Consider the following 22,216-nt stretch of genomic DNA (forward strand, 5'->3'; position numbering starts at 1 on the left):
TAAAATGAAATTATTTTAGAAAAATTTTTATTCGTGATACTGTTATTAAGAATTTAACCGAAAGAAAGTTAGATACACATTAGTCCCATACTGTTTATTAATGAATCAATACCTGGGATTAGCGCATTAGCCAAATTTTAACCAAAACTATTTTAAAATTACCCCTCCCCTCAAGTCCGTAACTTCACACAAACGTTTGCTCTATTTTCTTTACAGAATAATAGAATTGGCTATGTTAAAAAGCACTATCTTTGCCCAACTCATAAAAAATACATTATGCTTAAAGGATTTTTTAACGTACCTACCCCGGTAAACGAACCTATTTTAAACTACGGACCAGGCAGCAAAGAACGTGCTTTATTAAAAGAAGCATTGGCCGAAGCCCGCGCACACCAACAAGACATTCCAATGTATATTGGCGGTAAACAAGTTCATACTACCAAAAAAGGTAAAGTTGTTCCACCACACGATCACCAACATATTTTAGCGCAATACAGCATTGGCGATAAAACCCATATTGCACAAGCTATTGATGCGGCTTTAGCTGCAAAACAAGACTGGGAAAACCTGTCTTGGGAGCATAGAGCAGCAATCTTTTTAAAAGCTGCCGATTTAATTGCTGGTAAATACCGTTATAAATTAAATGCAGCAACCATGCTTGGCCAAAGCAAAAATGCTTATCAGGCTGAGATTGATGCAGCTTGCGAGCTGATTGATTTCTTACGTTTTAACGTAAGTTACATGGTTGATATTTACAAACAACAGCCTCCTGTTTCACCGCGCGGAAGCTGGAACCGTGTAGAACAACGTCCTTTAGAAGGTTTTGTATTTGCCCTTACGCCTTTCAACTTTACTGCCATTGCAGCAAACTTACCTGCTTCTGCAGCTATGATGGGTAATGTGGTAGTTTGGAAACCTGCCGATACGCAAGTATATGCAGCGAACCTGTTAATGGAAATCTTCCGCGAAGCAGGTTTACCTGATGGCGTTGTAAACTTAGTTTATGCCGACGGACCAGAAACAGGTGATGTAATTTTTAACCACCCTGATTTTGCAGGTATCCACTTTACAGGCTCTACTAAAGTATTTCAGGAAATCTGGAAAACCATTGGTACCAATATCCATAAATACAGATCTTACCCACGCATTGTAGGCGAAACTGGTGGTAAAGATTTTATCCTGGTTCACCCATCTGCACAGACCAAAGTAGCCAGTACAGCTATTGTACGTGGTGCTTTCGAATATCAAGGACAAAAATGTTCAGCAGCTAGCCGTGTGTACATTGCAAAAAGCCTTTGGCCTGAAATTAAAGAACAAATGTTAGCTGATCTAGATACATTTAAAATGGGCGGCACCGAAGATTTCACCAACTTTATTAACGCGGTAATTGATGAGCGCTCGTTTGATAAACTGGCTAAATACATCGATCAGGCTAAAAAAGATAAAGGTGTTGAAATTATTGCAGGCGGTAATTACGATAAGAGCAAAGGTTATTTTGTTGAGCCAACTGTTTTGGTGGTTGACGATCCGAAATATACCACCATGTGCGAAGAATTATTTGGCCCGGTTTTAACTGTTTACATTTATGCTGATCAGGATTTCGATTCGATATTAGAAGTAATTGATACAACTTCACCATACGCCTTAACGGGAGCATTAATTGCACAAGACCGTTATGCTATTGAAAAAGCAAGCCATGCGTTACGTAACTCAGCTGGTAACTTCTACATTAACGATAAATGTACAGGTGCAGTTGTTGGTCAGCAGCCATTTGGCGGCGCTAGAGGTTCGGGTACAAACGATAAAGCGGGATCGATGATCAATTTATTGCGTTGGGTTTCTCCACGTACCATTAAAGAGGTTTTCGAATCTCCAACTGATTACCGTTACCCATTCTTAGCTGAAGATTAATAAAGTAGAAACACTATATCAAAACCTCCGGAAACACTGGAGGTTTTTCTTTTAAGAGCTATCTACAGCTAAAACAAAGGTATCCATTCGAATCGTCACCCTGATCCGATAGTTATCGGATTTCCGCCCGGTCGGTCGAACGGGTATTTTAGGATCTCTCACTCAAAAGCCAAATCAAATCACCTTATTGTTTACCGCATAAGAAAGCGCCTCAACAATATTACTAACCCCAAAATTTTGGAATATTTTTCGTCGGTAGTACTTTACAGTATCCGGAGAAACAAATATCTTATCAGCAATCTGACTAATAGTTAAACCCTGCGCGTACAAACGCAAAACCTCCAGCTCGCGCTCGGATAACTGCGGCTTTACTTGCTTTTGCCACAAGTGCCTGGTTAAGTCGAGCTCCCAAATCTGATCGGAACCATGTCTATGAATAGCTGCATTTCCTGCCGTTTTATTGGCCGAAATAGATACCACACAAATGGCTTTCCACATCTTCCCTTCTGAATTAAGAAACAATGGAGTAAGCTTATGGTTTATCAAGGTAGCTTTTCCACCCTTGTTAAGCAAATGAAAATCGTAGGTAATGCTGTATAATTTTTTCTCGTTAAGGGGTAGTTTCTCAAAAAAATTGAATCCGCTTTCGTTAATCAAATCCAACAACTGCAGATCCTTTTCAGGCACGTTATTAAAGTAAAACCCATACCCTAACGTCATTACTTCAGCTACCGTATGACCACATAGAAAAAGAGGGTTACTCGATACATATTCGAATTTCATTTCGGCATAATCGATAACATACACGCTTTGATAGGTTAATTTTTCGAAAGCGCTTATCGCTTCCAGATAATTATCCAGCTGAAGTATATCTTCGGAAGTTACGTTTTCTATTTTGTTTTTGGTAAGTAACCCTGTGTGGTTATCGGCTTTCATGGCACTACTAAAATAGCAAAATTACACTAAAGTGTAGCCGCCAATCAGATTACATTTCTGAATTTTGTTGTTAAGCACAAAATCATTATGGCAGCAGAACAACTATCTAAACTAGACTTCTCCGAATTAAACAAAAACAAAGCAAAATTGAAGGCGGTAATCATTGCAGGTGCAATTGTTTGGCTGTTGCTAGTGTTCGCCGTAATTTACCTGTTCATATTTAAATCGAAATCAGCTATTCCATTTGTGGCAATTCTGATTGCAGTACCCATCACATTTTTACCAGCAATTAACAGCCTGGTTGAAGTGAATAAAGAAATAAAATCGCGCAATCAAAATTAATTGATGATGACGGCGATCTGTAACAGCTGCAACCAGGATATTCCTGAAAACTACTGCACCAAATGTGGTGAGCCGGCCAAACTTAAAAGAATTGACTGGCATTATATCCAGCATGAAATAGAGCACATTCTACACCTAGAGAAGGGGATACTTTATACGGTTAAAGAATTATTAATCAGGCCAGGGCAAACTATCCACAATTTCATATCCAATGACAGAAGCAGACTGGTAAAACCGATTGTATTTGTTGTTGTAACCTCTTTAATTTATACGATAATTAATCACTTTTTCCATATTGAGGAAGGTTACTTTAATTTTGATAAAACCAAAACTGCAGCCATAAACCCGATTAATGAATGGGTTCAGAGCCACTATGGTTATGCCAATATTCTTATAGGCGTATTTTCGGCATTATGGCTGAAACTCTTCTTCAGGAAATATGATTATAATTTCTTCGAGTTACTGATTCTTTTGTGCTTTCTACAAGGAATGGGCATGCTCATTTTTGCTTTTTTTGCCATAATTGAAGGACTCATCCATATTCATCTTATGAAATATTCGGGGATGCTTTTTATGGTCTACTTCACCTGGGCTGTGGGGCAGTTTTTTGAAAAAGGTAAATACATCAATTACCTGAAAGCTTTGGGCGGTTATATTCTGGGAGTAATTACTTTTACGGGTTGTACAATATTGTTAGGATTACTGATATACGTTGTTTTCAAACATTAATCCGGCTTCCTGGTCATGAAGATAGTTTAAGCAGTAAAACTACCTGTTGCTACACGCAAATAGCATTTCCTCGATATTAAGCTCAATCTTTCAAATCAGGAAGATAAAACCAATCTGTTTTTGCAGTGTTTTAATATAAACAGTTCAGCTACAGATCATGGAAAACAAAAAAGAAAACAACGAAAATCTCGGCAATAAAAACATCGAAAACAATGCTGACAAAAGCAATATGCCCGATCAACAGGTGCCGCGCCACCGCAGCAATGATAAAGAGAAAAAGAATACTGTAGAAACCGAAGCAGGTAACCTGGGCCGCAATTTCGGAATGGGAGATTTTGGTTCGGAAGAAGCCAGGACTGATGCTGAAAAGGGCAATAAGGGAGATGCAGGCAATATGCCCACCGGTACAAAAAAATAAAGCCCGGATAAATCCGGGCTTTGCTAACAACTAAAAAAGAACATCTAAAGATGTTTTAACTTACTTTAAAAGCAGCAGAAACATCATCAAGACCTGTACTTGTTACTTTAAGATCTTTAATCAGTCCTGTTTTTAAACTATATACCCAGGCATGAACCGCCAATTCCTGGCCATTTGCCCAAGCACTTTGTACAATAGAAGTATGCATTACATTCGATGCACCTTCAATAGCATTTAATTCAACCAAACGATCAAAACGCTGATCCTCATCTTTAATGGTAGCCATTTCGCGTTCGTGTGTACGATATACATCGCGGATATTCCTTAACCAGTTATCGATAATACCAACTTGTTTGTTGCCCAAAGCAGCCTTAACACCACCGCAACCATAATGACCGCAAACAATTACATGTTTAACTTTTAAAACATTAACCGAATAATCCAATACCGATAATAAATTCATATCGGTATGAACCACCACATTGGCGATGTTGCGGTGTACGAATACATCACCCGGTTTAGTATTTGTAATTTGATTTGCAGGTACGCGACTGTCCGAACAGCCAATCCATAATACCGGCGGGCTCTGTCCAGCTGAAAGTTTATCGAAAAAAGCAGGGTCGTTATCGATCATATCTTTAACCCAGTCTCTATTGCCTTGCAACAGGCTATCGTATGTTATATCTTTTGTTTCAATTGTTTTTGCACACATAACTATAATTTATTTATATCTTCTTCTACTTTAATATTTAATTTAGGAACAGCATAATGCTTCTGAATGTTTTCGAGGGTTACAATAATTCCTTTGGTATAGGCATTATGCTTGTAATTAAAAATGGTTTCCAAAACATCCGGATCAATAAACCTTGCATTGGTTCCATCAATAATTACATTTGTTTCTTTCGGTATATTCGTTAATACCACTTGTATTGCTGCTTTGTTTAAAAAGGAAACCTCTTCGGCGAGTTTAATCCTGATGTTCTTTTTATCACCTTCATTGGAAATGCGATAAAAGAAAGGGTTACGCATATTGGTACGAAGCAAATAGAAAATAGATACCAGCATGCCTACTGCCACACCTTTTAACAAATCGGTAAAAAGAACCGCAACAATAGTAACCACAAACGGCACAAACTGATCCCAGCCTTTGTGATACATGTGTTTAAAAAGGCTTATCCTGGTTAATTTATATCCGGTTACCAAAAGAATTGCAGCCAAACAAGAAAGTGGAATCATATTAATAACCTGAGGAATAAATAACAGGGATAATAATAACCAGATACCATGAAAAATTGCCGACATTTTAGTCCTTGCACCAGCATTTGTATTTGCCGAACTGCGCACAATTACTGATGTTAGCGGCAAACCACCCAACATACCACTGGTCATGTTACCAATACCTTGTGCAACCAGCTCTCTATTTGTAGGCGATACACGCTTGATTGGATCGATCTTATCAATAGCTTCTATGCTTAACAAGGTTTCTAAACTAGCCACAACAGCGATTGTTAAAGCTACAATATACACATCCTTATTGCCTAGCGCAGAAAAATCGGGCATAGAAAACAATCCTAAAAATTCTCCAAAACCACTTACCACCGGAATTTTGACCATTTGATCGGCCCTAAGCTGGTGGTCGGTACCTGCAAAAACAAAGCTTCCTACCACACCAATAATAACTACAATTAACGGAGCAGGAACAATGGCTAGTTTTTTTAATTTTGGCCAAATCAGCAATACGGCGATCGAAATAACACTAATCAGTACTGCGGCCAGACTAAAATGGCTAATTGCTGCTGTTATTGCAGAGAAAGTATTTTCGTGATCTTGCTGAAGAAAACCTTCATCGCCACTAAAATCGCTATCTACCCCCAAAGCATGCGGTAACTGCTTCAATATCAATATTAAACCAATTGCAGCCAACATACCTTCAATTACGCTCGACGGAAAGTAGTTACCAATGGTTCCTGCCTTTACCAGGCCCAAAATCATTTGGAAAAAGCCTGCTAAAAACACTGCTAATAAAAAGGTTTGATAATTGCCCAATGAGGTTATTGCACCTAAAACGATAACTGTTAAGCCTGCTGCAGGTCCGCTAACACTTAGCTGCGAGCCACTGCATGAAGCTACCACTATACCACCAATAATTCCGGTAATTAAACCGGCAAACAAAGGGGCTCCTGAGGCGAGCGCAATACCTAAACATAGCGGCAAAGCCACCAAAAAAACTACGATACTTGAGGGTAAATCCTTCTTTAAATTCTTTTTAAGAAAATATTTCTTCACATCCGTACCTGAAAAGGCCGGGTTAAACTTTTGCATAACAATATAATTATCTGGTAAATTTTAACGAATAAAATCGTGCGGAAAACCAAAATGCCATAACACGGCCACCATCCAAATGCTATATAGCATCAGATAATGAAAGATGGTTTATCCTGAAAAAACTAGATAAAGTTAGGAGGGGGGTTGGAACAGTAGGGTGATATGGATCGACATATCGCTTAAAATGCTCTATAAAACTGCTCTTCAAAAAGAAATGACTTGAAGAGAACTCGTAAGCAAAAATAGGATGATTAAGTTCAATAAGTTTGAAATCGGTAAATTTCGCGGTGTCTTTGGCGGCATCCTTTCCGCCTTCATGCTCTAACTCAATTTGCATGATTACCGCATTCATAATTTCCTTATCGATACTGGTACAAAATACCGGCGCACCAGAAATGCCCATCTTCGCCATGAAGATAAACATGAATGCTGAAACGATTAAATATTTGTACTTTCTTAAAAACATCGATTGATTTCTAATCTTATTCTAATGTGATGTTACAAAAATAAACGGATATTTGGTTTTTCAATGCTTTAAGCTGTAAAAAAAATGTAATATACTAAAAATTGACCATCATTTAATCACTAGTACTAAGTCTACCGGGTTTTTAAAAGTTGTCACAACAAGTTGTCTAATCAATTGTGGTAGTGTCTGAATGAAATTACATTCGCTCCCCTTGCAATACCGTTGTTAATTTTTAAATTTAAAATCTCATCGTTAGGCAATGGATAAAAAAATAGCATTACTTCAGGATAAAATAAAACAGGCTAGCCTTGGCGGCGGGCAATCCAGAATAGCCAGTCAGCATAAAAAAGGTAAACTTACGGCCCGCGAACGCATTCACTTTTTACTTGATGAAGGCAGTTTTGAAGAAATTGGCATGATGGTTACCCACCGCAGTACCGATTTTGGTATGGAAGCCGAAAAATACCTGGGTGATGGCGTGGTTACAGGTTACGGCACGATAAACGGACGGTTAACCTATATTTTTTCTCAGGATTTCACCGTTTTTGGTGGCTCTTTGTCCGAAACACATGCCGAGAAAATTTGCAAACTGATGGATATGGCCATGAAAAATGGCGCACCATTAATTGGCTTGAACGATAGTGGCGGTGCACGTATCCAGGAAGGTGTGGTTTCTTTAGGTGGTTATGCCGATATTTTTTATAAAAACGTACAGGCATCGGGGGTAATTCCTCAATTATCGGCCATTATGGGACCTTGTGCTGGTGGTGCCGTTTATTCGCCAGCCATAACCGATTTTATTTTAATGGTCGAAAACACATCGTATATGTTTGTTACAGGGCCCAATGTGGTTAAAACCGTAACCCACGAAGAAGTAACATCAGAAGAGCTGGGTGGTGCAGCTACCCATGCTACAAAATCGGGCGTTACGCACTTTGCCTGTGCCAACGAAATCGAAGCCATTAACCATGTTAAGAAATTATTGAGCTATATGCCTCAAAACTGCGAGGAAATAGCCAGTCACCTACCCTACCAACCATCTGATGAAACCCGGCCAGAGTTAAATACCTTTATGCCGGAGAATGCTTCGCAACCATACGATATCCGGGAGGTAATTGCTGCCATTGCAGATTCTGATAGTTTTTTAGAAGTACATGCTGCTTATGCTGAAAATATTGTAGTGGGCTTTGCCAGGCTTGCTGGCCGTAGTATTGGTATCGTAGCCAATCAACCTGCCTATTTAGCTGGTGTTTTAGATAGCAATTCATCTACTAAAGCAGCTCGTTTTGTACGCTTTTGCGATTGCTTTAACATCCCATTACTGGTATTCGAAGATGTTCCCGGATTCTTACCAGGAACGGATCAGGAGTGGAACGGGATTATTACCAACGGGGCAAAATTATTATATGCCTTTAGTGAAGCTACCGTACCCCGTATTACAGTAATTACCAGAAAGGCTTACGGCGGTGCTTACGATGTAATGAACAGCAAACACATCGGAGCAGATATGAATTATGCGTGGCCAAGTGCCGAAATTGCTGTAATGGGTGCAAAAGGTGCAGCCGAAATTATCTTTAAAAGAGAAATTACCGCAGCGGAAAACCCGAAGAAAAATGGCTGGAAAAAGAAAAGCTATACTCTGATATTTTTGCCAACCCTTACCGCGCTGCCGAGCGGGGCTTTGTTGATGAGGTTATAGAGCCTGCCCAAACCCGTGTTAAGTTGATAAAAGCTTTTAAAATGTTAGAAAATAAGGTGGTTAATAATCCAAGGAAGAAACACGGAAATATACCTTTGTAAGGATGGAATATGGATGAGGTAAGATGGTAGATGGATTGAACATAATGTACCATTATCCATTTTACATAATTACATTTTACATAATGGAATATGAGTTGATCATGGTATTTCATTATCCACCTTACATAATACATTTTACATACTTTACATGTTAAAGCGAGCCGATATCATCCTGATGGCCTTTTGCACAGGTTTAATTGTTGCAAACATTTATTACTGCCAACCCTTGGTGGTGTTAATTGCCAAAGATTTCAATCTCACCGAAACCAATGCCGGAAAAATCACCTATCTCACGCAGATTGGCTATGCCTTAGGTCTCTTTCTTTTGGTGCCACTCGGTGATATGTTTGAAAGAAAAAAACAAATCCTGATCATTACTGGTCTGGCTATTTTCGCCTTGTTGCTTGCTGCACTTTCGCACACTTTCTTCGTATTGGAAATTGCCTCGGTACTCATTGGTGCATGTTCTATTGTACCGCAGCTTATTTTGCCTTTGGCAGCCAACCTAAGTACCGACGAAAACCGTGGAGCCAACATAGGCATGATTATGAGTGGCTTACTGGTCGGCATTCTGGCATCGAGGGCTGTTAGTGGCAGTATTGGTTTTTGGCTAGACTGGCGGGCCGTTTATTACATTGCAGCAGGAATTTGCGCTTTGCTTATTATACTTATGGCCAAACGTTTCCCGCAGAGTTACCCAGCTTTTAAAGGAACTTATAAAGAATTGATGCGTTCTATGTTTGGCTACATCAAAAGCCAACCGGCTTTAAGAGAAACTTCGATCATTAACTTTTTGGCTTTTGCCATTATCAGTGCCTTTTGGACTACCATGGTACTTTTTCTGGCCAATCCACCATTTAATTTTCAGACACTACAGATTGGCTTATTTGGAATTGCTGGCGCCGCAGGCGCTTTGGCAGCTCCCCTGGTTGGTAAATTAAGCGATGGTGGCAATCCGCGTAAAAACCTGATGATTGGTTTTATCCTTCAGCTGTTGAGCATAGTTTTGTTTTATTTCACAGGTAGTCATTTATATTTATTTATAATCGGAATCGTATTAATTGATATTGCTCAGCAAGCCATCCATGTAACTAACCAAACCCGTATTTACACTTTAGTACCCGAAGCAAGAAATAGGCTGAACACCATATTTATGTCGGTAAGTTTTATCGGGGCAAGCTGTGGTTCGGCATTAGGCCTCTGGCTCTGGGGACAAGGTGGGTGGACCTTATTCTGTTATGGTATGACGGGAATTACACTAATTAATATTTTAATTTATAAATTTTACGGGCAAAGAAAGTTTACCAATGGTTCAAATTGAGCAAATATTCCCATCGCTAACCTGGCGTATCCGTCACGAGGCCATGTACCCCGACCAGCCGTTTGATATCGTAAAGCTTAAAGATGATTTTGAGGGCATTCATTTCGGACTATATGCCGATCACAAATTAACCGGTGTGGTTTCACTCTTCTATGAGGGTGATATTTATCAGTTCAGAAAATTGGCGGTACTACCCGAGGCGCAAAAACTCGGTTATGGCTCCAGATTAATGACCTATATGATTGATTTTTGTAAAATTCAAAAAGCGACAAAACTATGGTGCAATGCCCGTGTACAGACTAAGGAATTTTATTTTAAATTTGGCTTCCACGAAACGGATAAAATCTTCTCCAAAGATGGAAATGATTTCGTGGTAATGGAAAAAGAACTAACATATTAATTGACAAAGACAAGAAAGCACATAACGCTATGCGCTTTGCACCTTGCTATAAAACAAATATCATATGGCTAAGAAAAAAGACGATGAAAAGAAAAAACATGAAACTGTAGTCACTAAAAAATCGTTACAGTTTTTAGAAGAATACATCAATAACCCAGCTCCTACCGGTTACGAATGGGAAGGGCAAAAAATCTGGTTAAATTATTTAAAACCATATATAGACGAGCATTTTATTGATAACTATGGCACAGCAGTCGGCGTAATTAACCCTAAAGCAGCCTACAAAGTGGTAATTGAGGCACATGCCGATGAAATTTCGTGGTATGTAAACTACATTACCGCCGATGGTTTAATTTATGTAATTCGTAACGGAGGTTCAGATCATCAGATTGCGCCATCAAAGCGTGTTAATATCCACACGGAAAAAGGCTTGGTTAAAGCTGTTTTTGGCTGGCCGGCTATCCATACCCGCCACGGTGAAAAAGAGCAGGCTCCTGAGTTGAAAAACATTTTTCTGGATTGTGGTTGTACCTCGAAAGAAGAAGTAGAAAAACTGGGCATTCATGTAGGTTGCGTAATTACCTACGAAGATGAGTTTATGGTACTAAACGACCGTTATTATGTTGGCCGTGCGCTTGATAACCGCGTAGGTGGCTTTATGATTGCCGAAGTTGCCCGTTTATTAAAAGAAAACAAGAAAAAACTTCCTTTTGGTTTATACATTGTAAACTCAGTACAGGAAGAAATAGGCTTACGTGGTGCAGAAATGATTGCACAACGCATTAAACCAAATGTAGCCATTGTTACGGATGTAACACACGACACTACAACCCCAATGATTAACAAAAATACTCAGGGTGATTTATCGGCAGGCAAAGGCCCAGTGGTTTCTTATGCACCTGCAGTACAAACCAATCTGAATAAATTACTGATTAAAACGGCAGAGAAAAACAATATTCCATTTCAGCGACAGGCCTCATCACGTTCTACCGGAACTGATACTGATGCATTTGCATATTCAAACGGAGGTGTGCCTTCGGCATTAATCTCTTTGCCTTTGCGCTACATGCATACCACAGTAGAAATGGTACATAAAGAAGATGTAGACAATGTAATTAGCTTAATTTATGAAAGTTTATTAAACATTACCGACGGACAGGATTTTAGAGAATTCAAATAATAGTTTCGGAAAAATAGCTTTAAAAGGAGTTAGGTTTAAAACTTAGCTCCTTTTTTATTGGATAAAAAACTGAAGCAAAGCTGGTTAAACAACATTTATCTTAAAACTTATAGCACTACGCTTTTTTCTATTATTGCCCAAATTATCTCTACATTGTTAAGCTATATTAATCAAATAGTTTATCCTTATTTATGAGATTAAGCCACAGAACATTAGACCTTGCCATTATATGCGATGACCATTGGGATGTGGTTTTTAATCAAATCGGGCTTGGTTTTTGGGAGTTGAATTTACCAATGGGCATTCTTCGATCAAGCACATCTTTTAAAAAAAATTTCGGCTACCCTGCCGATGGTGTATTAACTTACGAAACAATACTGGGTTTAATCCTGCCCGAAGATCTTGATCGTGTTCAGGATGACATTGAACTAACCATTTCAAATGAGCAGCGCATTTATCATTCAATATACAGAATCCGCCGTCCGGATGGTGAAATCCGATGGATCAGGGCTGATGGAATCATGTCTCAGCCAGACGGCGAATCTTTAAAATTAATTGGAACCACAATGGATGTAACCGATCTGAAGAAATAGATTGTATTAAGTCAATCAGCCTTCATTAAGCGTTATCCAAACCGGCCCATGATCGCTCGTTTTCTCCCAGCCCCTCACCTGCATATCTACACCTGCCGATACTAATCTGTCGTTGGCGATTGGGTTAAGTAAAAAGTGGTCAATCCTTAAACCCGCATTACGACCGTAGGCATTACGGAAATAATCCCAGAAGGTATAAATGGTTTCATTGGGGTATAACTTTCTAATTGCATCTGTCCAGCCCTGCGCCAATAAATTTTTAAAAGCCTCGCGCGTTTCCGGACGGAATAATGCATCTTCAACCCAACGCTCTGGCTTATATGCATCCTGCTCAGTTGGGATAACATTATAGTCGCCTGCCAAAACAACAGGTACATCACTGGCTAAAAGTTTCGCTGCGTGCGCTGTAAAACGTTCAAACCATTGTAATTTATAATCGAATTTAGGCCCTGGCGCAGGGTTTCCATTGGGTAAATAAAGGCAAGCAATTAATACACCGTTTACCATCGCTTCTATATATCTACTTTGTAAATCTTCGGGATCTCCGTCTAAACCGCGTTTCGATTCTTTTATTTCTAAATTTTTGGCCAGTATAGCCACACCATTCCAGCTTTTCTGTCCATGCCAAATGGCATTATAACCTGCATCTTTAATAGCCTGCTCAGGAAATTTTTCATCAGGGGCTTTTAGCTCCTGTAAGCAAACCACATCAGGCTGTGTCTCTTCCAGCCAACGCAATAAAACCGGCAAACGGCCATTCACACCATTTACATTATAAGTAGCTATCTTCATCTTATAAATCTCTGCAATAAAATTTAAAAATAGAACCAACAGCCTGTATTTTGTTTCAAAACCTTCGTAACGCTATTTAGAAGTGTTTATATTTAAAATAATTAAAGGTAATTTGAAAATTTGGTATTATCTTGCGCGTTAATCAAAAAGTACCCGCTCAATACCTATGCCTAAAGCAGTTTTAAATGTTCCCTCTGCCGAACCCAAGGATATCCGTTGGTTTTACGACAAGTATGCCGCCATGCTACTTGGCTATATTAATGGCATTGTTCAAGACCATCAAAAATCGGAAGACCATCTGATTACCATTCTTACTTCTTTTTCTGAAAATTTTGGCAGGCAAGAAAAAAGCCAGCTCAGTATATGGTTAGAACTCCGCCAATATGCACAAAATAAACTGGCATCTGTTACAGCAAAAGATTATCCTTTAGCGCCAAGCCTAAAAAAGAGCAATGGTAATCTGGATTTATTAGACGATTTACAAAAACAAATTTTTTGCGCAGTATATTATCACGGAAAATCTATTTCATACCTGGCCTTAACACTAGGTAGCGAAGAAGATGAAATCCGAAATCAATTGAAACTATCAATAGATAAAATGAGGAGGAGTCGTGGAAATTAAAAGAATTATTGAAAGTGGTTTAATGGAAACCTATGTAATGGGTATTGCCACTGAAGAAGAGGTTCAGAAAGTATTATTGCTAAAAAAAGAATACCCCGAATTTAAGGACGCCTTAGCAATCCTGGAACTTGACATGGAAGTTTTAGCTCAGGGTATGGCAATTCAGCCTCCGGCTGGTATGTTAGAAAAAATTGAGGTTGAGATAAACGAAATTCAACGCCGCAGCCAGACTGTACAAAAAGTTACCAGACCAAATGCCAACCCTGATAATAACGAAAATTCCAAAGAAGAAAAATACATCGAGGTAGAAGCTGAATCGAACCAAATGCGCGTTAATAAAGCCTGGAAATGGGTTTTTATTGCCGTATTTATTTTGGGAAAAATATTTTTGGCCAGTGCGATTTATTTTTACCTGGAGAACAGGCAGGCGCGCGAGCAGATAAACGAATTAAAACTGGAGTTAAAACAAAAATAAAAAGAAGGTTTATTTCCACAAATAATCCACATTTTTAAAACCAATACTAAACTGAGATGTTTAGTTGTTTGATTCATTCATGTTTGAGCGCATGTTTGAGTTTAGATATAGGGATAGACTATTTAGTCTGTCCCTTTTTTGTTCCATCTGCGCTAGGTTTAAACCTAATTTAAGCAGCCATATCGGCCTTATAGTTTTTAAGCATTTTCTTTAAAAGCCCTCTGGCAACATGTATTTTGGTTTTTACTGTTCCCAGTGGAATATCTAGTTCTGCTGCAATTTCATGATATTTATACCCTTCAAAATAACGGCAGAAACAAAAGCGACAATCTTCGGGTAGTGCATTTAACGATTTCTGAATATCTTCCATCATAAACTTGGCACTGCCACCGTTTGACGAAGCGCTTGGCGCAAGCTGTACGGATGTTAAATCTTCTTCCTGCTGTATGATTTCATTTTTGCGTTTTACCTTATAATAATGGTTAAGAAATGTATTTTTTAAAATGGTAAAAAGCCAGGCCCTTACATTGCTACCAAATTCGAACTTACCCGAAAACCGGAAAGCTTTCATAAAAGTATCCTGTACCAGATCTGCCGCGTCATCTTCATCGCGGGTATAAGCTAAAGCGCGATCAAAAAGTGGCTGCCTGTATTGGTAAATGTCGCAATTGAAATTTAAAGTTTCCATACTTGGTTTTGGGGATTGATATACGTATTGAACAAATACAAGTGCTTTGTGTTATTTGTAGAAATACCCGATTTTTTACGGTTTATTTAAAACAGTAAAAAATACCCTCAAAAATTGACAAAAATGCTAGGCAACGTACCCATTTCGCATAGCAAAACGCACCAATGAAGCAGAGTTTTTAGTACCGGTTTTACTAATCAGAGCCTCTCTCTGGCTCTCTACAGTACGCCTGCTCAGGTATAATTTATCGGCAATTTCCTGGTTGGTGAGTCCTTCGGCAATGAGCTTTAACACGTTAATTTCGCGCTCTGAAAAGTTAATTCCGTTGCTCATATTCTGGGCCAGCATGTTGAGCTGGTTATTAAAACGTTCAAGAATGGAGATACATAAATCAGAAGAAAGGTAACGTTTTCCCTTCATTACATGTTGCAGGCAAAACAGCAATTCGTCTTCTTCTATGTCCTTTGATAAATAGGCAGAAGCACCTGATGTAAAGGCATTTGAAGCATATTTTTCATCATCTAAAATTGATAATACAACCACTTTTACGGGGTATCCTTTTGTTTTAATGGTATTCGTTAGTGCTATACCATCGAGCTTCGGCATTACGATATCTGATAAAACAATATCAGCTTTTATTCCCTTTTCAAGAAGATCTAAAACGGCTAATCCATCTGATACTTCTGCTATAACTTTGATACCTTCATATTTTTCAATAAGTGCTTTAAGCGAAGCCCGGATAATATTATGATCATCCGCAAGAATAATGTTAATCATAATTCAAATATAACTTACGGTATTTTAAAATTAAAAATGCCTACTTCGGGAGCTCAATATAGAAGGTAGTTCCAACGCCAACTTTGCTTGTAAACCAGATTTTTCCCCGATGTAATTCTACAATTGCCTTTATTATCCCCATCCCAAAACCACCAGATTCTTGTCCCTTTAAACCCGGCCTTAGGGTTTGCGGCAAGCGATCGAAAAGACCTGCCTGTAATTCGTCGGGGATACCGATGCCATCATCGGTTACGCTTATCAAAACCTTATTTTCATAAGCTTCGGCATGTAAACCAATATAACCATCGTCGGCTGTAAATTTTAGTGCATTCGAGATCAGATTGTTGATTACCTGCAAAAACTTCATACTGTCTAACTGCAGATAGATTTTATCGGCAGAACTGGTAAACTGGATGTTCTTCGTTCTGCCAAGCTTAGAGCGTTTGTAAAAACGAACCACATCCCTCAACTCCCAAACCAGATCAGCCCGTTCCTTTCCAATTTCTATTACCGACGACTTTAAGAATTCGCGGTTAATCATACTCCGCACCAATAATAAATTACGCGCACACATATCTTTTATAAAACTCAAAGCTTCTATTACCTTCAAATCGCCAGTGTTCACTAACCTTTCTTCTATTGATGAAGCTGCAAATTTTATCATCCCGAGAGGCTCTTTTAAATCGTGAGCCAAAACCTCGAGGGTAATATTTTTACGAGAGTTAATTTGTTCAATATGAATTTTATTATGCCTCATTACTGTCGTATCTTCTACAATACCCAGTAAATATAAATCTGCGCCATCTGTGATGTTAAAAACGCTGGCGCGTAAGTACTTTTCATGATCGTTGAACAGTAACCTGAACTCGTATTTTTTTTCAGCTTTAGCTTCCAGGCTCTCATCATAGCAGGATACCACATGATCGGCATCTTCGGGATGAATATTTTTTAACAACAATGCTGGTTTTTCAAGAATGTCTCCAGTCTCTAATTCCCAAATTTTTCCTATTGAGTTGTTGAGGTAAACGAAATCTCTCTTTTTTTGATCAAAAATGAAATATCCATCAGCAGATAAACCACCAAGCTTACAAAAAATATCTGTATTGAATTGAGCCATAATGTACTAATTGGATAATTACTGGGCATTAAGGACGTGTTTTCCTTAAGTTACAACTAGAGTTCAAACAGCAGGGGAGCTAAAATGTTTTGGTTTGCAAAAATGGCAGAACCCGAATCTACTTTGCCGGTTTTTGAGATATTAACATTTTCCACAGGATGTGCAAAATTATTTTACATAACAAAACCAACTATTGCCTAAATTGTTATCACAATAGAACGATAAAAAAGTCCTGTGAGCGGGAGATCCGCGGAGGGCAGGCACACCATAAAAAGATCAAAAATCTTTTATCAATAGCCATCAAACAGGTGGCTATTTTTATTTAGGAAAGGTATCATTTCAGTAGTACTTTTTTACCGGTTTTGGCCGAAGTTTTAGCGGCCTCCAGAATTTTTACTACAATTAAGTTATTGGCCAATGACGACAAATCATTGCCGGGATCAATATCTCCCTTTAAAACAGCCGCTAAATAGTTTAAATGATTTGCATATACGGGGTTCAGGGATTGTGCCTGATAAATCTGATAATCGCCCTTTCCTGTGGTTTTGCTTCTTAAATTCTTTTCATTAATGGCCTGCATATACCCTATTGTACCAAATACTTCCATATCTTTTATGCTAAACGGCCAGTTCCATGAAGCTTCGATAATTCCGGTAGCGGATGCATATTCGAGTAAAATGGTGGCGTCATCATCAACATTGGGATAAACATCTTTCTTAATTTGATGGGTAATAGCCGTAACTGATATTGGCTTCTGCCCATCCATTAGCCAGGTCATTAAATTTGCCCCGTAACAACCAAAATCGACAAGGGCTCCTGCCCCGTTTTTATTGGGATCGGTTAACCAGCTTAAAAATTCTTTGCTTACTCCAATTTCTTTAGGTCCCTGGTGCCCGTCGTGCACAATCATTTTCCGCAAAGGTCCAATACTATTAGTTTGTTTTACGTTTTTATAAATTTCCTGATTGCTGGGATACCAGGTTGTTTCGTAATTGGTAAATACATGTATTTTATATTGGCTCGCCAATGCAGCCATACGTTCGGCTTGTTTTACCGAAATGGCTAAAGGTTTTTCGACCATTACCGATATACCAAGCGGTGCGGCTGCTTCTACCACTGCTAAATGATCGCTTATGGCATTATAAGCTAAAACAACATCTGGTTTTTTATGACGAAGTAAATCGGTAAGATTATGATAAAATACACTATCTGGTATTTTGTAACGGGTTTTAAACCTGTTTACCAGTTCTTGATTATTTTCGGCAATGCCAATGATATTAACTTCAGCTTTCTGATAACTGTTCATGATCAGATATACATGATCGTGATTTAGTCCGGCTACGGCAACACTTAATTTAGCCTGCGCTAGCACTAAAAGGGAAGAAAGTAATAAACAAATAGTTAGGCAATTGAAGCGCAAAAGCAACTTAACAATGCAATAAGGTTCCCTGATCATATTTTCTAAATTGATTATCACCAAATTAGAAAATTTATGAACGCCTTAATTCAAACCACTTAAAATATTACAAGTTTGGGATAGGAGATGACTAAAAGGAAAAAATCAACGGGATGATTTAAATTTTCATTTAATAAAAGGTTACAACTCAAAGCTATTCATTGCTATTGATACAAAAATGTTTCAGATCTTCTATTCCTTAATGGGAATTCTTTGCTAATCTGATCGGTTTCATGTGATTCTTCTGTTACTAACAGGTCGTTGTACTTTTCTAATAAATGAATGTACTTATTCATCCAAAAATATACAGAATTAGAATCTGAACTGCCCTGTTTGCCTGGTTCGGCAATTTGACCCGTAGGTTCTGAACTGTACTTGGGAAAGGCTTCTGGAAAGGATGAAGAAAGATCCTGACCTAATAATTTGCCTACCTGCCAAATTACTTCATGTCCAATTCTGTCTTGACCAAACCAATTGTAAATTGTTCTGCGGCTTACGTGAAGTTTTCTAGAAAGTTCACTGATGCCCATGCGATCTCTGCGCACTAAGCGCTCAAGGATTTCTCCTTGTTTTAGTAGTGTTGTTGTCATTGAGATAATTAATTTTAATTTAAAAATAATTAAATCATATATCGGGGACGATTGACAGGTTAAATTTAAGAATTAGTGTGTAAGGTTGTATAAAAAGTGTTGATTTTTTGACATTTATCAAGTTACTTCAGCAAAATTGTGTGAAGCGGGCGCCAACCCTGCCTTATTTATAATCAAAACAATGATAAACAACGTCTTATCGGGCAAACATTAATATTTATAAGAATGCAAATTAATTTTTAAACTCTTATATTCATGATAAAAAAAGATATGGCACAGAATAAAACCACCGAAAACGAGTTAAGTGTTACTAATTTTATCAATACGGTAGCAGCTGAAACCAAACGCACAGATTGCTTTGCCCTATCGCACATTATAACCGAAACAACTGGCTTTAAGGCCAAAATGTGGGGTACTGCTATTGTAGGTTTTGGTAGCTACCATTATAAATATGAAAGTGGCCGCGAGGGAGATGCTCCCCTGGTTGGCTTCTCGCCACGCAAAGAGGCCATTGCGCTGTATCTTTCCGCACATTTTAAAAACCGAGATGAGTTACTTGCCAGATTTGGGAAACATAAAACGGCTAAGGCCTGCATATATGTGAAAAAAATGAGCGATATCGATATCCCTGTTTTAAGGGAAATGATCCTCAATTCTGTAGTACATATAAGCAATTTATATCCTTAATTTATTCACACTATAAAATGTGTCAAACTCAGTCCGGTTATTATACAACGCGATGTAAATAAGAAGTTACGCTGCAAATACTTAATTTTTACAATATTTGACTATTCCTTATTTCGAACAAACTAACTGGAAATGATTAAAAAACTACACCTCTATTTATGGATAGCGGGCGCTTGTATTTCGCTACATGCAACCGCACAGGATGCGGTAAGCTACAGAACCCCGCCTAAAGAAATTGCCGATTTATTACTGGCCAAACCTACACCGGGCGTGAGCATTGGTGGCAAGGCCGAATGGATCTTATTTAGTGAACGTAACTCCTATCCATCCGTAGAAGAGCTGGCTATGCCCGAATACCGCATTGCAGGTTTAAGGCTAAATCCGAATAATTATTCGCTAAGCAGACAAACGTATATCAACAATTTTAGTCTTAAAAACATCAAGTCTAACCAAACCTTTCCGGTTACTGGCTTGCCTACACCATTATTTGCCGGCAACATCAGCTGGAATCCATCGCAAAATAAAATTGCCTTTACCCATACCACACAAAAAGGAGTAGATCTTTACGTGATCGATCTGGCCACAAAAAAAGCTACAAAAACCAATAAAGCCTTTTTAAATGTAGTTTTAGGCAGTGGCATAACCTGGTTAAACGATAATACTTTAATTTACCGTACAGCAACTAAACCCGCAAGTGCTGCACCGGCCAAACCATTAATGCCTAAAGGACCAACCATACAGCAAAACCTGGGCAAGGCAGCACCAAGCGTTACTTATCAGGATTTAATTAAATCGCCTTTTGATGAGCAGTTGTTTGAGTTCTTTGCCACTTCGCAACTGGTAAAAAATACAGCAGGAGTAGAAACACCTATTGGAAAACCTGCTATTTATGGCTCAACCAGCTTATCGCCAGATAAAAACTATATATTGATAGAAACCATCCGCAAGCCTTTTTCTTATCTGGTTTCGGCCTATGGCTTTCCATCAACCGTTACCATTACCGATTTAGCAGGTAAAACTGTTAAAGTAATTGCAGAACTACCTTCGTCAGAAGGTACTCCATCAGGTTATGACAATGCACAAAATGTACCTCACGGATTTGATTGGCGGGATGATGAACCGGCAACGCTGGTTTGGTCTAAACCTTTAGATAGTGGCTTAATTAAAAAAGATGTTCCTTATCATGATGCAGTATATGCTATAAGCGCACCTTTTACAGGCACAGAGAAAGAATTGTTTAAAACGCAAACCCGTTTTCGTGGTATACAATGGGGCGATGCCAATCTGGCATTAATTATGGAAGGACTACGCAGTAAACAAACCAGCAAAGTAAGCCGTTATAACCCAACAACAGGTACCGTAGAAGAATTGTATAGCAGAAATCAAACCGATGCCTATGGTAACCCTGGTTCTCCGGTAACAACTAAAAACAAATACGGCCGTCAGGTAATTAAAACTGTAGATAACGGCACCAAGCTACTCATGAACAATCCGGTTGGCTCTTCAGAAAAAGGAGATTTACCTTTTCTAGCAAAGTTCGACCTGGCCAGCAAGAAAAATGAAATTATCTGGCGCAGTGCCGAAGGAACCTTTGAATATGTAAGCGAAGTAATTGATCCCGATAAGTTGGTGTTACTTACCCGCAAAGAGAGTCAGAAACTGGTACCAAATTATTTTATCAAAAACCTGGTTCTCCGCATTGCCGACAGGCCAATAACCGATTTCAGTAATCCCTATCCATCCTTAGAAGGTATTACCAAAGAAAAAATTTCATACAAACGTGCCGATGGAGTTGATTTAACCGGCGATTTATACTTACCAAAAGGATATAACAAAGAGAAAGATGGCCCGCTACCTGCTTTGATCTGGGCTTACCCGCGTGAGTTTAACTCTGCAGCTGATGCGGCTCAAATCCGAGGATCGAAAGATAAATTTACCGCTATTAGCTGGGCCTCGCCTATTTTTTGGGTAACCCGCGGCTACGCTGTTTTAGATAATGCCGAAATGCCAATTGTAGCTAAAGAAGGCAAAAAACCTAACGATACTTTTGTTGATCAGTTACAGTTAAATGCCGAAGCAGCCATTAATAAACTGGCCGATTTAGGCGTAGGCGACAAAAAACGTATGGCAGTTGGCGGTCACAGCTATGGCGCATTTATGACCGCGAACTTACTGGCGCACACCAATCTTTTTGCAGCCGGTATTGCCCGCAGTGGTGCTTATAACCGTACCTTAACCCCTTTCGGTTTCCAAAATGAAGAGCGTACCTATTGGCAGGCACCTCAGTTATATTATGAAATGAGTCCATTCAGCTATGCCGATAAAATTAAAACACCTTTACTTTTAATTCACGGCGATTCTGACGATAACCCTGGTACCTTCCCCATTAACAGTGAGCGTTTGTTTAATGCCATTAAAGGTGCAGGCGGTACTACCCGTTTTGTATTTTTACCTTACGAAGCCCACAGCTACCGCGGTAAAGAAAACCTGTTGCATATGCTATGGGAGCAAGATCAGTGGTTAGAAAAATATGTGAAAAACAAAAAATAATTCTAGTCGACACTCACCGGTTAAAGTGCCTTCATTTGGGG

General features: G+C 38.8%; 22 protein-coding genes and 1 pseudogene. 13 read left to right on the forward strand and 10 right to left on the reverse strand.

Translation table 11 applies throughout. The features are described from left to right. Positions 1–276: 276 nt before the first annotated feature. Entirely contained in the window at positions 277–1,911 is a 1,635-nt protein-coding gene (pruA, locus tag G7074_RS05365; protein ID WP_124557798.1) for an L-glutamate gamma-semialdehyde dehydrogenase, read from the forward strand. Between the two features lie 174 nt (positions 1,912–2,085). Here the strand turns inward: pruA and G7074_RS05370 are convergent, their stop codons facing one another. After that, positions 2,086–2,847 carry a response regulator transcription factor gene (locus G7074_RS05370; protein ID WP_166207302.1) on the reverse strand — a complete coding sequence of 254 codons (762 nt, stop codon included), beginning with the start codon at positions 2,845–2,847 and terminating at the stop codon, positions 2,086–2,088. 87 nt (positions 2,848–2,934) lie between these two features. On the opposite strand from G7074_RS05370, the gene G7074_RS05375 reads away from it, so the two are divergent. From G7074_RS05375 to G7074_RS05385, 3 genes are all read left to right on the forward strand, one after another. Next, a complete protein-coding gene (locus G7074_RS05375) occupies positions 2,935–3,189 on the forward strand; it encodes a hypothetical protein (RefSeq protein ID WP_124557796.1) in 255 nt (84 codons plus the stop codon). Between the two features lie 6 nt (positions 3,190–3,195). After that, positions 3,196–3,918: a DUF3667 domain-containing protein gene (locus G7074_RS05380; protein ID WP_124557795.1), complete on the forward strand. Its 723-nt coding sequence runs from the start codon at positions 3,196–3,198 to the stop codon at positions 3,916–3,918. A 157-nt stretch (positions 3,919–4,075) separates the two neighbouring features. Further along, positions 4,076–4,336, forward strand: coding sequence for a hypothetical protein (locus G7074_RS05385; RefSeq protein WP_124557794.1), 261 nt, complete (start codon positions 4,076–4,078; stop codon positions 4,334–4,336). Between the two features lie 55 nt (positions 4,337–4,391). On the opposite strand, the gene can is transcribed toward G7074_RS05385, so the two are convergent. The 3 genes from can to G7074_RS05400 all read right to left on the reverse strand — a co-directional run bounded on the left by can (position 4,392) and on the right by G7074_RS05400 (position 7,073). Then, the gene (can, locus tag G7074_RS05390) at positions 4,392–5,048 is read right to left on the reverse strand and encodes a carbonate dehydratase (protein WP_124557793.1); all 657 of its coding nucleotides are present in this window, start codon (positions 5,046–5,048) and stop codon (positions 4,392–4,394) included. Positions 5,049–5,050: 2 nt separating this feature from the next. Further along, entirely contained in the window at positions 5,051–6,658 is a 1,608-nt protein-coding gene (locus G7074_RS05395) for a SulP family inorganic anion transporter (protein WP_124557792.1), read from the reverse strand. A gap of 82 nt (positions 6,659–6,740) precedes the next feature. After that, entirely contained in the window at positions 6,741–7,073 is a 333-nt protein-coding gene (locus G7074_RS05400; protein WP_240916470.1) for a hypothetical protein, read from the reverse strand. 313 nt (positions 7,074–7,386) lie between these two features. On the opposite strand from G7074_RS05400, the pseudogene G7074_RS05405 reads away from it, so the two are divergent. The 5 genes and pseudogenes from G7074_RS05405 (at position 7,387) to G7074_RS05425 (ending at position 12,421) form a co-directional block, all read left to right on the forward strand. Next, positions 7,387–8,927, forward strand: a pseudogene (locus G7074_RS05405) (acyl-CoA carboxylase subunit beta). 148 nt (positions 8,928–9,075) lie between these two features. Then, entirely contained in the window at positions 9,076–10,248 is a 1,173-nt protein-coding gene (locus G7074_RS05410; protein WP_240916471.1) for an MFS transporter, read from the forward strand. Then, positions 10,235–10,648, forward strand: a complete 414-nt coding sequence (locus tag G7074_RS05415; protein WP_166207308.1) for a GNAT family N-acetyltransferase — start codon at positions 10,235–10,237, stop codon at positions 10,646–10,648. Before G7074_RS05410 ends, G7074_RS05415 begins: the two co-directional genes overlap by 14 nt. Before the next feature lie 64 nt (positions 10,649–10,712). After that, positions 10,713–11,828, forward strand: coding sequence for a M42 family metallopeptidase (locus G7074_RS05420; protein WP_124557788.1), 1,116 nt, complete (start codon positions 10,713–10,715; stop codon positions 11,826–11,828). Positions 11,829–12,019: 191 nt separating this feature from the next. Continuing rightward, a complete protein-coding gene (locus G7074_RS05425; protein WP_166207311.1) occupies positions 12,020–12,421 on the forward strand; it encodes a PAS domain-containing protein in 402 nt (133 codons plus the stop codon). Between the two features lie 15 nt (positions 12,422–12,436). Here the strand turns inward: G7074_RS05425 and xth are convergent, their stop codons facing one another. Further along, positions 12,437–13,213: an exodeoxyribonuclease III gene (gene xth / locus G7074_RS05430; protein WP_166207314.1), complete on the reverse strand. Its 777-nt coding sequence runs from the start codon at positions 13,211–13,213 to the stop codon at positions 12,437–12,439. A 166-nt stretch (positions 13,214–13,379) separates the two neighbouring features. Here xth and G7074_RS05435 point away from each other — a divergent pair, with 166 nt between their 5' ends. Together G7074_RS05435 and G7074_RS05440 are read left to right on the forward strand one after the other, a co-directional pair. Then, entirely contained in the window at positions 13,380–13,835 is a 456-nt protein-coding gene (locus G7074_RS05435) for a hypothetical protein (protein ID WP_124557785.1), read from the forward strand. Then, positions 13,825–14,310 (forward strand): hypothetical protein, encoded by a 486-nt coding sequence (locus G7074_RS05440; RefSeq protein ID WP_124557784.1) that lies wholly within the window; start codon positions 13,825–13,827, stop codon positions 14,308–14,310. The genes G7074_RS05435 and G7074_RS05440 overlap by 11 nt, the downstream gene beginning before the upstream one ends. A 169-nt stretch (positions 14,311–14,479) precedes the next feature. Here the strand turns inward: G7074_RS05440 and G7074_RS05445 are convergent, their stop codons facing one another. From G7074_RS05445 to G7074_RS05465, 5 genes are all read right to left on the reverse strand, one after another. Further along, positions 14,480–14,998, reverse strand: coding sequence for an RNA polymerase sigma factor (locus G7074_RS05445; RefSeq protein WP_166207317.1), 519 nt, complete (start codon positions 14,996–14,998; stop codon positions 14,480–14,482). Between the two features lie 126 nt (positions 14,999–15,124). Further along, the gene (locus G7074_RS05450; protein ID WP_166207320.1) at positions 15,125–15,775 is read right to left on the reverse strand and encodes a response regulator transcription factor; all 651 of its coding nucleotides are present in this window, start codon (positions 15,773–15,775) and stop codon (positions 15,125–15,127) included. Between the two features lie 40 nt (positions 15,776–15,815). Beyond that, complete coding sequence (locus G7074_RS05455) at positions 15,816–16,892, reverse strand: PAS domain-containing sensor histidine kinase (protein WP_124557781.1); 1,077 nt, start codon at positions 16,890–16,892, stop codon at positions 15,816–15,818. 334 nt (positions 16,893–17,226) lie between these two features. Then, the gene (locus tag G7074_RS05460; RefSeq protein WP_166207324.1) at positions 17,227–18,348 is read right to left on the reverse strand and encodes a Gfo/Idh/MocA family protein; all 1,122 of its coding nucleotides are present in this window, start codon (positions 18,346–18,348) and stop codon (positions 17,227–17,229) included. Positions 18,349–18,512: 164 nt separating this feature from the next. Beyond that, positions 18,513–18,938, reverse strand: coding sequence for a hypothetical protein (locus G7074_RS05465; protein WP_124557779.1), 426 nt, complete (start codon positions 18,936–18,938; stop codon positions 18,513–18,515). Positions 18,939–19,193: 255 nt separating this feature from the next. On the opposite strand from G7074_RS05465, the gene G7074_RS05470 reads away from it, so the two are divergent. Both G7074_RS05470 and G7074_RS05475 read left to right on the forward strand, forming a co-directional pair. Then, on the forward strand, positions 19,194–19,625 hold the full coding sequence (locus tag G7074_RS05470) for a DUF1801 domain-containing protein (protein ID WP_240916472.1): 432 nt from the start codon (positions 19,194–19,196) through the stop codon (positions 19,623–19,625). Positions 19,626–19,757: 132 nt separating this feature from the next. Beyond that, complete coding sequence (locus G7074_RS05475) at positions 19,758–22,175, forward strand: S9 family peptidase (protein WP_166207327.1); 2,418 nt, start codon at positions 19,758–19,760, stop codon at positions 22,173–22,175. The last annotated feature ends 41 nt before the right edge of the window (positions 22,176–22,216 follow it).

This window comes from Pedobacter sp. HDW13, from assembly GCF_011303555.1.
Taxonomy (GTDB): domain Bacteria; phylum Bacteroidota; class Bacteroidia; order Sphingobacteriales; family Sphingobacteriaceae; genus Pedobacter.